This is a genomic window from Myxococcus virescens (assembly GCF_900101905.1).
Classification (GTDB): domain Bacteria; phylum Myxococcota; class Myxococcia; order Myxococcales; family Myxococcaceae; genus Myxococcus; species Myxococcus virescens.
Window position 1 is genome coordinate 748,319 of sequence record NZ_FNAJ01000003.1, and the last position, 13,149, is coordinate 761,467.

Consider the following 13,149-nt stretch of genomic DNA (forward strand, 5'->3'; position numbering starts at 1 on the left):
CCCGAGAAGGCGCCATGGCGAAGCAGCTCCAGGTTCCTTTCACCACAAACCTTCCACACCCCGTGTATTTTCGGACGGCGAGCCTGCCTGCCGCGGCGACGTACCCCCGGCATCGGCACCCCTGGGGTGAGTTCGTCTACGCGTTCAGCGGGGTGATGGAACTCAAGCTGGCAGGCAGCCACTACCTGGCGCCACCGCAGTACGGCATCTGGCTTCCACCCGACGTGGAGCACCGGGGCATGAACCGCTCCGAGGCGAGCCACTGCTCGCTCTACCTCGCGCAGGCGTGGTGCCGGGGCATGCCCAAGACGACGTGCGCGCTGGCGGTGAGTCCACTGGTGAAGTCATTGCTGGAGCACCTCCGTGCGCATGAGCTGGCGCAGCCTCGCACGAGCGCCGAGCGCCGGCTGTTCCGGGTGCTCATCGACCAGCTGACGCTGGCCCCCACCCATGGGAGCTACCTGCCCATGTCCGATGACTCGCTCCTGGAGCCGGTCCTCACGGCGCTCGAGCAGCACCCGGAGGATGAGCGCTCCCTGGCCGAGTGGGCTCGGGTGCTGCACACCACGGAGCGGACGCTGGAGCGGCGCTGTCAGCAGCATCTGGGGCTGTCGTTCAGCGAGTGGCGCCAGCGGCTGCGCGTGGTCAAGGCGCTCGCGAGGCTGGAGCAGGGCCACTCCGTGGAGGCCATCGCGCTCGACCTGGGCTACAGCAGCGCCTCCGCCTTCATCGCGATGTTCCGGCGGATGACAGGCACCACGCCGGACAAGGTCCGGGGCCACGGCTTCGTGGCCTCGTGAGGGTCGCACATGAATCTCATTGAATGCTCATCCCTGACAGGGGCCGTTGTTGGAAGCGGCGTGGGCGCGGTGTTCGGCTACCAATGGGCGGGCGTCCTGGGCGCTGGGGCAGGCGCGGTGGGGGGCTTCGTCCTGGGCCTGTTTCCCGGCCCGCTCATTGGCGGTGGACTGTTCTGGGTCGTCCTGACGCAGGACCGTTGGTCCCGGCGGAAGCAACTGCGCCCCCGTCTCGGACGCTACTGGGCTCGGGACCAAGCTCAGGCATGGGAGGACCTGAAGGAACGGCTTCCTGTCGCAACGAAGGTCCAAGGCACCGTCATCCTGCGCGATTCCTTCGACTGTCACCTCGACATCGGTGTCACCTTCCCCGGGCGAATCAATTCCTGGAACCACCCACACGACAATCCCACCCCTCCCCCGCTCGACGCCCGCGTGGAAGCCACCGTGCTCTCGTTTGACGATGCAGCCCGGGAAGTGGTCCTCACACGCCGGGAACAAGTCCCACCGGAGTGAGCCCCATCGCCCGCTGGAAAAACGAGGGCCGCGCCCCCCTTGGAATGGGCGCGGCCCTCACGTGCGGCATCGAAGAGTTGAAGGACTACTCGCAGCTGCCCTGCCGCAGGTACGACAACAGCGAAGCGTCGTTCTCTGAAGCCGGCTCCGCACCCACCAGGCACTGCCCCTGGGCGACGACGACCTGCGCGTCATTCGCGGAGAGCAGCAGCTCGCCCGTCACCACCTGCAGGCCGCCCTTGAAGCCCGTGGCGCTGTTGGCAGGCGCCGCGCGCAGGCTCGGCCCCCCCGCGCCCCCGCTGAGACGCAGCCGATAGGTCGCATCCTCATACGCCGCGGGAATCTCCGACGCGGGGTCCGCCTTCAGCGGCGCCAGGTAGAAGCGCGTCACCAGGTCGAACTCCGGCTGCACCTTCAGCAGCGGCGCGCCGTCCGCCCCGCGCGTCAGCGTCACGTCGAAGTGCCGACCCGACTGCTCATTGAGGTCCAGCGCGAAGAGCTTGTCGTTCCCCAGGCTCAGGTGGGTCTGCGCGTCGCCAAGGCCCAGGTTCTTCACCACGAAGTCCGTCTGGTTCTCCGTCGCCTCGACGGAGTACGAGATGCCGGCCAGGGACACCGTCCAATCCTTGCCACGCAGCGCCGGCGCCAACCCCGCGTAGGGAAGGCGAACCTCCGTGGTGTTGAGGTCCAGCGAGAAGCGCGCGCGCTTCGCCTGACCGTCCGCCTCGAACGCCACGAGCGGCGTGGCCCGCGCGGAGGAGAACGCGAAGGTGCTCCCCTCCAGCGCCAGCTCCAGCCGCAACGCGTCCAGGATGGAGGCGCTGACAATCCAGTGCGACTCGCCCTCCTTCGTCACCTTGAGCTCGACCTGCCCCACCATCACCTTCGGCAGGAACCCGGCCGATTCGGCGTCGATCTGTTCCACCGCACCCTTCAAGCCGCCCAGGTCCACCACCAGCGAGACGGTCTTCGGCAGGAAGCGCAGCGCCAGCGGCTCCGCGCGCTTCGCGCCGATGAGCAACTCCAGCTCCAGGGAGTCGTCCCCCAGGTTCGTCGCGCGAACGCGCAGCTGCGCATCATCCACGAAGCGGACACAGTCCGCGTCCGCAGGCTCTCTGCCGTCCGTGCAGATCTGCTCGCCCTTCAAGCGGAAGACGGTGGCGTTGTCCTCCGTGGACTCCACGTTGGCCTCGGTGAAGACGCGCTCGCGCAGGAACCGCTCCAACTCGTCCGCCTGCGCGTCCACTTCATCCGCGTCGAACAAGGCGGACAGCGCCTCGCCTTCGTCGCCCGCCTGCCGCCCCGGAAGCGGCACGCCCTCGAAGCCCGCACCGAACAACGCCATCGCGTCATCCAGGCCATTGAGCGTCGACAGGTTGCTCACGGTCTTCATGCTGCTGCTGACACCTCGCAGCGTCTCCGCCGACCGGGAGGCGGCGATGTCGGCGACCTTCTTCGCGTCGGGAGCTTCATCGGAATCACAGCCCGTCGTGACGAATGCGACAGCCGCGACGGCCGCGAGCCAGGACCTGGAGTTCTGCATGGGGCGTTGCTCCTTGGGGTGGGTAGACAGGGCCCCCGCATCAGCAACGACCGCGCCAACCCAGACCCCCGGTGTTTTCAAGGGTTTCCGACACACCCTTGGCCTCATCGTCGGGGTTGCCGTGACATTCCTGTCATGACGGGCCTGTCGGCGCCGGTGCCAGGGTAATGCTTGCCGGTGCGGGGAATTCCCTGAGGCATCCCCTCGGATGAGCAGCAGCCTGTCCCCGCGCTCCGGCGTCTTCACGCGCACCTCCTTCAGACCCATTCCGAATTTGAGGTCCTTCACGTCCCGGAACGTCTCCTCCGTGGTGAAGCGCCGGCCGTAGGTGTCCAGCAGCTCCTGGGCCGTGGCCTCGCCGAAGCTGGTGGCCAGGCACCAGTCCACCGACGACGCCACGCAATCCGCGCACGTCGCGGATGCATACACCCGCTCACGCGCCGCGGGCTTCGTGCCCTACGTCACCGTGCGCGCGCTGGACCGGATGACGGTGAACGCCGGGTGGGACCCGCAGTCGCCCGTCCCGCCCGGGTCAACAGCTCGTCTCGACGAAGCACCGCGCCTCGAATGCCACACGAGGCGCGGTGCCCACCTTCAGCGCTGCCAGTGGAAGGCCCTGCGGAGTACGAGCGAACGGCTGAGGGGCGGAAGCAGGCAGCGTAGCCAACCTGTCTACCGAAGCGGCTCTCCCGCACCTGACCCGCCTCGGCTTGCCGTCAGCTCCCAGCGGTGGAGGGATGCCACCTTCAGAGAGGCCGTCCGCTCAGGGCGCGTATGCCTCCGCCGTGGCAAGTTGGCGGGTGCCATCTTCCCCCCACGACGAGAACCCTCGAAACTGAGCATGCTTTGGCTTTCGATGTGGTCATGTCCTGCCGCGCAGATACCGCCTTGGCGTTTCGCCGGTCATCTGGCGGAAAAAGGCGATAAAGGCGCTGTCGCTGGCGAAGCCCAAATCGAAGGCCACCCCGCTCACGTTCTCTCCCGAGGCCAGCAAATCCACCGCCCGCAGAAGCCGCCAGCTCTGCCGCCAAGCCTGGTAACTCATACCGGTCTCGCGCCGGAAGATGCGAGTGATCGTGCGAGCGCTGGCTCCCACCAGGTTCGCGAGCCCAGAGAGTTCGGGCGGCAATTCGTCAAGGTTGAGCCGCGAGAGGCGCGGATCGCTCGGCACCGGCAAGAGCATCGGCTCGCGCCGGGCCGTCCGCAGCTCATCAAGGCAGACCGCCAGCAGGTTCGCCGCAGCCCCCTTGTTCCAGTCGGTCTCGAAGGGCGCATGGCTGATCCGTTCGAACACCTCACGCAGAAGCGGTGTCATCGACAGGATCGCCGGCCCCTCGGTCGGGGGCGCGATGCGGGACGTGTCGAGATAGATCGAGCGATATTCCACCTCACCGCGGATCAACACCCGATGCGCGGTCGCCGGCGGAATCCATGCCACCCGGATCGGCGGCAGCATCGAAATCATGCCGGGTAGCGCAATGCGGATCGAGCCGGCGTAGGCGAAGAGGAGCTGCCCTCTTTGATGGCTGTGCAGGCCGGAATCGTGGCGCACCAGCAGCGAGGCGATGCCGCTGACCGGCGCCGCCTGCTGGTCGGGGTCAAAAGGGTCGCTGGGCGCTAGCCAGGGCACTTGTCCGATTTCCGATGGAAATTGTCTTTCCGTTTGTAATACGCGGAGGCCCGAACGGCTACACGTGTTGGCGAATCGTCGTTGAGGTTGCCATGTCCCCCCGTCCGCCGTTCCTGCTCGCCATTCTGCTCCTGAGCTTTCCGCAGATCGTTGAAACCATCTACAGCCCGGCCCTGCCGCTGATCGCTACGGCCTATCGCGTCACCCCAGCCGAGACGGGCCAGACGCTGTCACTCTGGTTCGCAGCCTTCGCTTTCGGCGTGGTGGCCTGGGGCCGACTCTCCGATCTGTGGGGCCGCCGCCCGGCGCTCCTTGCGGGCCTTGCGCTTTATGCGGCGGGTGCGGCGTGGGCCATGGTCGCCAGTGATTTCTCACATTTGCTGGCCGCACGGCTTATTTCCGCCTTCGGCGCGGCGGTTGGATCGATCGTTACCCAGACCGCGCTACGCGATAGCCATGCTGGGCCGGAGCTGGGCCGGGTCTTCGCGGTGCTTGGGCTGGCGCTGGCTATCAGCCCGGCGGTGGGCCTCTTCGCAGGCCAACTGCTCGCGGCCAAGGCCGGTCACAGTGGCGTCTTCGCGGCCCTCGGACTGCTTGCGGCGTCCATGCTCGGGTTGAGTCTCTGGCGCTGGCCTGAAACCCGCCCCGCTACTTTGTCTGTCGCCCCATTCTGGCCCACCTTCCGAGTCATGCTCCGCGATCCCGGCATTTGGCGCTGTACCCTGCTGATCGCCGCATTCAATGCCGCGATCTTCACCTGGTACCAGCTTGGCCCCTTCCTCTTTGCCGGGTTGGAGAACCCCTGGCTCTCATTCGGCCAGAGCGGTTTCCTGCTCGCCGCCGGGGCGCTGGCGGGGGCGCTGATGAACCGTGCCCTGTTGCGCCGCGGTTGGACGGCGGAAGCGCTGATCTCGCTCGGCGTCCTCCTCCTGGGGGCGGGGACCGGGCTCGTCATCCTGCTCACCGCGCTTCTGCCGCAGAGCCTGGCCTTCCTGATCGGCGTGACGCTGATCTCGTCCGCCTATGCCGTCGCGATCCCCAATGTGCTGGCCATCGCCCTGCGAGCCTACGCTGATCGGTTCGGGACTGCTGGCGCAATCCTGAGTCTCTTCTACTACAACCTCCTCGGCGTAGGACTGGTGATTGCCGGCTACGGCCAGCGCCTGGATTTTGCCTTGGCCATCTGCGCGCTGCTGGCGGCGATCGTCAGCGTCCGGCCAATGACGCGCAGAGGGGCATTGAGTGAGGAATCGCCTCCGGGGAGCAAGTCCCGAATCCTGTGTCGTTCGTCAGGAGGGGGTCGGAGCTGAGGGATCCCCTCGTCTAGCAAGTGGATCAACCAGCGCCTGCCTGGCCGCCACGTGCGAGGGAGCTGGCGCCTGGGCAGAAGGGCGGCCACCAGGAAGCGCAAGGTGGCCATCGACGAAGAGCAGGTGCGGGGCTTCCTCTCGGAGGTATTCGGGGTTGTCCTGGCCGAGCGCACGCAGGCTGTCATTGCGTTGGACTGCCCTGTGGAGCGTGAACCTCCGGGCCGTGCCTTGGGTCCAGAGGTTTCACCACGCGTGTTTCGCGACGCAAATGCTGCGCACCCTCTCACATGGGCGCAAAAATTTCGTAACCCGACTCCGGCCTCCCAAACGGCGTGGAAATTCGCACGCGATTGCGAGATGGGGCTGGCCGTTTGAGCAACCGTTGATACGGTGTTCCGCGTGTCCTCGGCCTCCCGCACACTCCTGGCAGTGGCCCTGGGGCTCGCCCTGGGCTCGGCCATTGGCATCGGTGGCTACACCTTCGCGTACGCGAAGGGCGCGGCCTACCTGCATGACGATCCAGCCGCCTGCGCCAACTGCCACATCATGACCGAGCAGTACGATGGCTGGCGCAAGAGCAGCCACCACGCGGTGGCCACCTGTAACGACTGCCACACGCCGGCGGCACTGGTGCCCAAGTACCTCAACAAGGCGAGCAACGGCTTCTGGCACTCCTTCTACTTCACCACCGGCACCTTCCCGGACCCCATCCGCATCCGCCCCGCCAACCGGCAGGTGACGGAGAGCGCTTGCCGGAACTGCCACGCCAGCCTCGTGGAGAGCATCGAAACGCCCCACGCGGACTCGTTGCAGTGCCTCACTTGCCACAACTCCGTGGGGCACCCCGAAGGCTCCGGGAACCCCGAACTCATCCATCAGGAGGTTGAACGATGACCGAGCCCGAGAAGCAACGGCGCTTCAGCGGCGTCAAGCTGGTGATTGCCGTGGCGGTGGCCGCCGCCCTGGCCGCCGCTGGCGTCACCGCGCTCCTGGTCAACATCATGGAGCGCAAGCAGGAGGCGAAGAATCCCTTCTACCGGGTGGTGGAGCTGGACGACACCATCACCGACCCGGAGGTGTGGGGGCGGAACTTCCCGCTGCAGTACGACAGCTACAAGCGCACGGTGGACCAGAAGCGCACCCGCTATGGCGGCAGTGAAGCCGTGGCGCGCACGCCGTCCCAGGCGGACCCACGCACCGTCGTCGCGCAGAGCCGGCTCGAGGAGGACCCACGGCTGGTGACGATGTGGAGCGGCTACGCCTTCGCCACCGACTTCCGCGAGGAGCGCGGCCACGCGCACATGCTGGACGACCAAGTCTACACCGAGCGCCAGCACGTGACGCAGCAGCCGGGCACCTGCATCCACTGCCACGCCAGCGTGTACGTGCCCTACAAGAAGCTCGGCGACGGCGACCTCATCAAGGGCTTCGAGAAGATGAACCAGATGCCCTTCATGGAGGCGCGCAAGCTGGTGGAGCACCCCGTCTCATGCATCGACTGCCACGACCCCACCACGATGCAGTTGCGCGTGACGCGGCCTGGCTTCATCGAGGGCATCGCCGCGCTCAAGGCCAGCCAGGGCGTTCCCAACTTCCGGGTGAATCAGGACGCGACGCGCCAGGAGATGCGCACGTACGTGTGCGGGCAGTGCCACGTCGAGTACTACTTCAAGGGCAAGGAGAAGCGCCTCACGTACCCCTGGGCCAAGGGCATCAACATCGATCAGATCATGGCCTACTACGACGAGGACGGGCACTCCGACTGGACGCACGAGCTCACGGGCGCCAAGGTGCTGAAGGCGCAGCACCCCGAGTTCGAGATGTACAACCAGGGCATCCACGCGAAGAGCGGCGTGGCCTGCGCGGACTGCCACATGCCGTTCATGCGCGAGGGGGCGATGAAGGTCAGCGACCACCAGGTGCGCAGCCCGCTGCTGAACATCAACCGCGCGTGCCAGACGTGCCACAAGTGGAGCGAGGCGGAGCTGCTCCAGCGCGCGGAGACCATCCAGACGCGCACCTTCGAGACGCGGAACATCGCCATGGACGCGCTGGTGGACCTCATCCACGACCTCGAGTCCGCCCAGAAGGCGGGGCTGCCCGAGGAGGCGCTCGCCAAGGCGCGCGACATGCAGAAGCGTGCCCAGTTCTACCTGGACTTCGTGGAGGCGGAGAACTCCATGGGCTTCCACGCGGACCAGGAGGCAGTGCGCATCCTGAGCAACTCCATCAACTTCTCGCGCCTAGGACAGAACGCGCTGCGGCCCAGTGGTGGCGCCTCCACCAGCCCCACCACGCGGCCTCAAGGCGCTCCGGCACCACTGACGCCCGTGTCCGCGGATGGCGCGGGTGAGACCCAGCAGGGCTCGAAGTAGGCACGGCGAGCGGAAGCGGGAGGTGCCCGCTTCCGCCGTCCGCTGAAGCGGCTACTCGGCGCGCACCCAGTACTGGGTGCGGCCCAGCAGCGACATGCCGACGTAGCCGCGGACCTTCAGCTTCTTGCCGCCATCCTCGACGGCAACCTTGCACTTGTAGGTCTTGCCATTCGCCGGGTCGAGGATGCTCCCGCCGGACCACTCGTCATCATCCTTCTTCAGGTCGCGAAGGATGGTCATCCCGATGATGGGCTGGTTCTTCAGCGAGCCCTCGCACTTGTCGCAGAGCGGGTTCTGCTCTTCCTTGGGCTCGCGGAAGAGCTTCTCGATCTTCCCGTACAGCTTGCCGTTCTCCTCGTAGATGGCGATGACGGACTTGGGCTTCTTCGTCTCGTCATCGATGGTCGTCCACCGGCCGACGGCGGCATTGGCCGCGGCGGGGGCCTTGTCCTCGGCGAAGGCGTTCGAGGCCAGCAGCAGGGTCAGGGAAGCGAGTCCAAACCAGCGGGTTGCGTTCATGTCGTGGTGTCCTTCCGCGCGGGGGCTCACGCAGGAGGCACCATGCGTCCAAGCCCCGCATCACTTCGTTTGTACTCCACCACCGCGCTGGCACGCAGCCCTTCCTGGCACGCGGTGCGCCGCTCAACCGTGCCGCCTCGCGTCATGACTGTCTCATCGCGGTGTTATCGAAGTCGCCCAGGCGCGCCCCGGAGCAGACTCGACGGAGGAATGCGGGTTTCTCCGGCGTTGCACCTCGAGACATGAGCGTGTACCCCAGCGGCGCGCCGTGTCCTCGCGGTGTCCGATTCTGGAGGCTCCGCCTGACACTCGCCGCCACTGCCCGCCCCCGCCCCCACGTGCTCGCCGATACGCTCGCGCGTTCCCGGGCCCACGACGTGGCGCTCGTGCTCGGCGGCGCGCTGCTCACCGCGGGGCTCGCGCAGGTCTCAATATCGGTACCAGGTTCACCTGTTCCCATCACGGGTCAGTCCCTGGGCGTCATCGTCGCTGCCGCGGCGCTCGGCCCCGTGCGAGGCATGGCCGCGCAGCTCCTGTACCTCTTGATGGGCGCGGCGGGCCTGCCGTTCTTCGCGGAGGGCGCCAGCGGCCTGGAACGCATCCTGGGGGCAACCGGTGGCTACCTGGTCGGCTTCGTTCCAGCCGCCTTCCTGGTGGGGCTCGCGGCACAGCGTGGATTCGACCGGCGGCCGTGGACCGCGCTGCCGCTCTTTGCCGTGGGGCAGCTGGCCGTCTTCGCGGTCGGCCTGCCCTGGCTCGTCCTGTCCGCCCGGCTCGGCGTGGCCAAGGCCGTTGGCGTCGGCTTCACACCCTTCCTTCCTGGAGGGCTCCTCAAGGCCGCCATCGCCGCCGTGCTGCTGCCCCTCGCGTGGAGGCTGGTGGGGCCGCGCAAGGTCTGACGCCTCGACGTCGGTCCCGTGCTTCGTCGCCGACGTGCAGGTGAAGAAGGCGGCCAGCGAACTCATCGACCGCTGAATCGGTGACCTCGGGCATCTCCCGCGCGCCTCACTGGCGTGGAACGTTCGGTGCTTGAACGGCCCCCGCGCCGCAACGCCAGGAGCCCGAGAAGCGCCGCGGCAATGCCAAGCGCCCCAGCCAGCCCAGACACCATGGGCGCCCCCTCCTCGCGAGGCGCGGCGGCCACCAGCGCGGCGTCGCCGAGCACCACCAGCCCGGCCCAGGCCGCGGGTGGAAGACCCGAGTCGATGGCCTCGAGCTGTGCGGCCCGCAGCGCCGCGGAGACACTCAAGCCCCTGGCCAGGTGCCGGTAGAAATGCTCCACCAGGTCCGCCGCTTCCTCGTCGCGCAACGGCCACAAGCTGGCCACCACCGCGCTCGTTCCCGCCTCGAAGAACGCCCGCGCGAGGCTCAGGACGCCCTCTCCCGGCAGCACCGCTCCGGAGGCGCTGCGGCACGCGGACAGCACCACCAGCGCGCCATCGAGATGCAGCTGGATGATTTCGCGCGGCTGGAGAATGCCGTCCTCGTCCTCCGCGCCCGGGGCGAGCACGAGCGCGGAGCGCTCCGGCGCTTCGGCGTCCACCACGGCGTGCGCCGCCATGTGCAGCACCCGGACATGAGACAGGTCCGCGCTCTTGAGCGCGCGCTCAGAGGCTTCCGTGCCCACCAACAGCCGGGGGACGACGCGGGTGTTTCGAAGCTCCCGCTCCACCCCGAGCCCTTCGCGACGAGCCTCGGGCAGCGCGCCGAGCTGCGCGGCCTCGTCGAAGATTCCAGCCCGAGAGCGCGCCACAGGCCGCGCCCCTCCCTGTCCCAGGCCCCACTCAGGGTCCGCCAGCACCAGCGCCTCACCGACAGGCGTGAACGGGGCCTCCCCGTGCCAGTGCCGCCACAAGCTCGCCGAGGGCACCAGGGCCAGTTCGTAGCGAGCGACCAGGGGTGGCCCATCCCGACGCTCCCGCAGCGCGGCGAAGGGCAGGTCATGCAGCGGCCCGTCCGGAACCAACAGCAGCCGCCGAACCGTGGGTGGCAACCCCGCGAGCGCCGGGCCGAGCAGCTGCGCATACAGCGCCACCGCCGCGCCGCGCTCGGAGTCATCCCGGCGCTCGACGAGCCCGGAGAACAACGTGGCCGCCGCCGCGAGCCGCGTGCGCTCGGGGATGCGATGGACGTGGGTTCCCACCCGTGTCACCACGAACAGCCACGCCCCCCCCGCCGACGTTCCGGAGAGGTCCTCGTCGTCCCCCACGAGGAAGACCAGCAGCGCTTCGTCCTCCTTCAGCCCCGACTCCACGGACGCCAGTGAGGCGAACTCCTGCACACGCTTGTGAGGCGCTGGGCGCAGGTCCCGCTCGCGGTGCTCCAACGCCTGGAGTTCATTCAGGGCCGCCTCGCGTCCAGCGCTCGTCAGCGACGGGTCCAAGAGCTGGCGTTGGACCCCCACCAGCCGCGATTGCACCTCACTTCGCTGCGCCCGGCGCTCGGGCGTGTCCGCGGAGTCCGCGCGTGCTCGGAAGGCGACCAGGGCATCGAGCAGCGTCCTCGCCCGGAGCCGTTCGCTCACGGCGAAGGCCCGCGACACAGCCTCCCTGAAGGGAAGCGTGGCGGGCTTGCCCGTCGCCCCGCCAGCCTCCAATGTCCACCCCGCGAGCCGGTGGTAGTCGCGGGCCCACGTCGCGAACAGCTCCGCCTGGCTGGAGGCGTCACTCTGCGTCTGGCGCAGGGCCTCCAGCGCGTCCAGGGCGCGCTCGGCATGCGCCAGTGCCTGGGGCAGAGGCTGTGTCCGGTACGCCACCGTGCTGCGGCCTCGAAGGGCCAGCGCATGGAACAGCGGGTCGCTTCCTTCGGAGACCAGTCGCAGTGACGCCTCCGAGTCCTGAATGGCTCCGGCCGGGTCCACGCCTGCCCGCCGCTCCGCGCGCGTCCAGAGACACGCCAGCCGCCGCTCGTCCGAATCCAGCGACTCCGCGAGCGCCATGCAGCGCTCCAGGAGCGCGTCCGCCTCACGGCGCTCCTCCGGGGTGTCTCCCAACAGGTCCGCCGTGAGACGCACCGCCCGGGCCACCAGCGTTGGGTTCCCCGCCCTCTCCGCGGCGGCCACGGCCTGCCGCGCCAACTCCAACGCTCGCGCCCGGTCCGCCGGCACATGGTCACGCTCGAGCCGCCGCAGCGCGACGTTGGCGAGCGTGAAGCGCGCATGCGCTTCCAGGAAGAGGTCGCCCGTGCTCCGGGTCAACTCCACCAGCCGGGCATTGACGTCCGAGGCCTCTTCCAACCGGCCCAGCCGCTCGCTCACCGTGCTCATGACGGACAGGTACTGCTTCTTCAGCCCTTCCGCGCCGTCCGGGAAGACGAGCGGCTCGGCGCGCTTGAGCACACGGAAGGCCCGGCCCAGGTCGAGCTCCACCTCATAAAGCTGGCTGGCCTCGACGATGAGCGCGCGCGCGTGGAGCTCCGGTCGGCCGGAGGCGCTCGCCACCTCCACCACGCGCCGCGTCCAATCCCAGGCCTCCTCGGTTCGTCCTTGAGCCAGGAGGATGGCGCGCAGGTTGATGGCCGCCAGCACCTCGCCCTCCGCATCCTGGAGCCGGCGGAACGTCTGCGCCGCGCGAAGATAGGGACCCTCCGCCTCCTTGCCGCTGGACAGCATCCCGACATGCCCGAGCACCAGGGGCAGCCAGCCATGCTCCGGGTGACGCTCCATCAAGGCCGTCAGCTCGCGCACCACAGCGTCACGAGCGGAAGTGACCTGGGCACACTGGTAGAAGCACATCGCCGCCTCGCGGCCCTCTGGCTGCGAGGCGAAGCGCGCCCGGCACGACTCGAGCGAAGGAGGCTGGGGGCGGCCTGACGCAGCGGAGAAGGCCAGGGCCGGACACACCGAGAGAATGGCCCCCATCAGGAAGGAGAGGAGCCTGCTATTGCTGCATTCGGACCGGTGCGTCCGGAGCGGCACGTCAGCGAGTGGGAGGAGGCGGCGGGTCGACGGGCTCGCACTTGAGCGTCACCGGCCCGGGGGGAGGAGGCGGAGGCCTGGGCATCGGAACCAGCTCGAAATAGCAAACGAGGGCTCCAGTCCAGGAGGCAGGCTCCACAATGGACCAACGCTCCACCGTCACCGCCGCCGCGGAGAGGGTTTCCGCGCTCACCGTGGCGATGGCGCGCGCGAACACCGGGGCCTCGGAGGGGGTCCGGTAGGTCAGGCGCAGGGGCGTCTCCTGGTCCACCCCCCCCGTGGTCTCCGCGACGACGACACCGGAGTGGTCGAGGAGCTGGAGGGTCACGATCTGGCTTTGGCCCGTGCGGACGCCCGTCTCCACCACCGAGGCCACCACCAGGTCGCGCGGCTCTCCGTAGCTGAAGGCCGTCTTCACCGCGCGGGTGACGGGGACCGACTGGCTCCAGGCCTGCCCTGCCCCACCGGCCACTCCCATCAGGAGCGCCACCAGTCCTGCTCGCATCCACCGCCGTGTCTTCATGCCCAGCTCCGTTCTCATGA

The 13,149-nt window shown here is 68.4% G+C and carries 11 protein-coding genes; 6 read left to right on the forward strand and 5 right to left on the reverse strand.

Translation table 11 applies throughout. From position 1 onward, the window contains the following. Positions 1-14 precede the first annotated feature (14 nt). Both BLU09_RS13335 and BLU09_RS13340 read left to right on the forward strand, forming a co-directional pair. Positions 15-800, forward strand: coding sequence for an AraC family transcriptional regulator (locus BLU09_RS13335; RefSeq protein ID WP_090489862.1), 786 nt, complete (start codon positions 15-17; stop codon positions 798-800). Between the two features lie 9 nt (positions 801-809). Continuing rightward, positions 810-1,313: a hypothetical protein gene (locus BLU09_RS13340; RefSeq protein WP_143043132.1), complete on the forward strand. Its 504-nt coding sequence runs from the start codon at positions 810-812 to the stop codon at positions 1,311-1,313. Positions 1,314-1,398: 85 nt separating this feature from the next. Here the strand turns inward: BLU09_RS13340 and BLU09_RS13345 are convergent, their stop codons facing one another. Next, positions 1,399-2,856 (reverse strand): hypothetical protein, encoded by a 1,458-nt coding sequence (locus BLU09_RS13345; RefSeq protein ID WP_090489964.1) that lies wholly within the window; start codon positions 2,854-2,856, stop codon positions 1,399-1,401. A gap of 862 nt (positions 2,857-3,718) precedes the next feature. Then, complete coding sequence (locus tag BLU09_RS13350) at positions 3,719-4,486, reverse strand: helix-turn-helix domain-containing protein (protein ID WP_090489866.1); 768 nt, start codon at positions 4,484-4,486, stop codon at positions 3,719-3,721. Between the two features lie 92 nt (positions 4,487-4,578). On the opposite strand from BLU09_RS13350, the gene BLU09_RS13355 reads away from it, so the two are divergent. The 3 genes from BLU09_RS13355 to BLU09_RS13365 all read left to right on the forward strand — a co-directional run bounded on the left by BLU09_RS13355 (position 4,579) and on the right by BLU09_RS13365 (position 8,171). Then, complete coding sequence (locus BLU09_RS13355) at positions 4,579-5,796, forward strand: MFS transporter (RefSeq protein ID WP_090489868.1); 1,218 nt, start codon at positions 4,579-4,581, stop codon at positions 5,794-5,796. Positions 5,797-6,186: 390 nt separating this feature from the next. Continuing rightward, on the forward strand, positions 6,187-6,690 hold the full coding sequence (gene nrfH, locus BLU09_RS13360; protein WP_020477575.1) for a cytochrome c nitrite reductase small subunit: 504 nt from the start codon (positions 6,187-6,189) through the stop codon (positions 6,688-6,690). Beyond that, complete coding sequence (locus tag BLU09_RS13365) at positions 6,687-8,171, forward strand: ammonia-forming cytochrome c nitrite reductase subunit c552 (protein WP_090489871.1); 1,485 nt, start codon at positions 6,687-6,689, stop codon at positions 8,169-8,171. The genes nrfH and BLU09_RS13365 overlap by 4 nt, the downstream gene beginning before the upstream one ends. 51 nt (positions 8,172-8,222) lie before the next feature. Here the strand turns inward: BLU09_RS13365 and BLU09_RS13370 are convergent, their stop codons facing one another. Then, complete coding sequence (locus BLU09_RS13370) at positions 8,223-8,690, reverse strand: DUF2147 domain-containing protein (protein ID WP_090489874.1); 468 nt, start codon at positions 8,688-8,690, stop codon at positions 8,223-8,225. Between the two features lie 242 nt (positions 8,691-8,932). Here BLU09_RS13370 and BLU09_RS13375 point away from each other — a divergent pair, with 242 nt between their 5' ends. Then, entirely contained in the window at positions 8,933-9,589 is a 657-nt protein-coding gene (locus BLU09_RS13375) for a biotin transporter BioY (RefSeq protein ID WP_090489876.1), read from the forward strand. 62 nt (positions 9,590-9,651) lie between these two features. Here the strand turns inward: BLU09_RS13375 and BLU09_RS13380 are convergent, their stop codons facing one another. Both BLU09_RS13380 and BLU09_RS13385 read right to left on the reverse strand, forming a co-directional pair. After that, positions 9,652-12,549, reverse strand: coding sequence for a CHAT domain-containing protein (locus BLU09_RS13380; protein ID WP_244171687.1), 2,898 nt, complete (start codon positions 12,547-12,549; stop codon positions 9,652-9,654). A gap of 58 nt (positions 12,550-12,607) precedes the next feature. Further along, positions 12,608-13,147 (reverse strand): hypothetical protein, encoded by a 540-nt coding sequence (locus BLU09_RS13385; protein WP_244171688.1) that lies wholly within the window; start codon positions 13,145-13,147, stop codon positions 12,608-12,610. Positions 13,148-13,149: the final 2 nt, after the last annotated feature.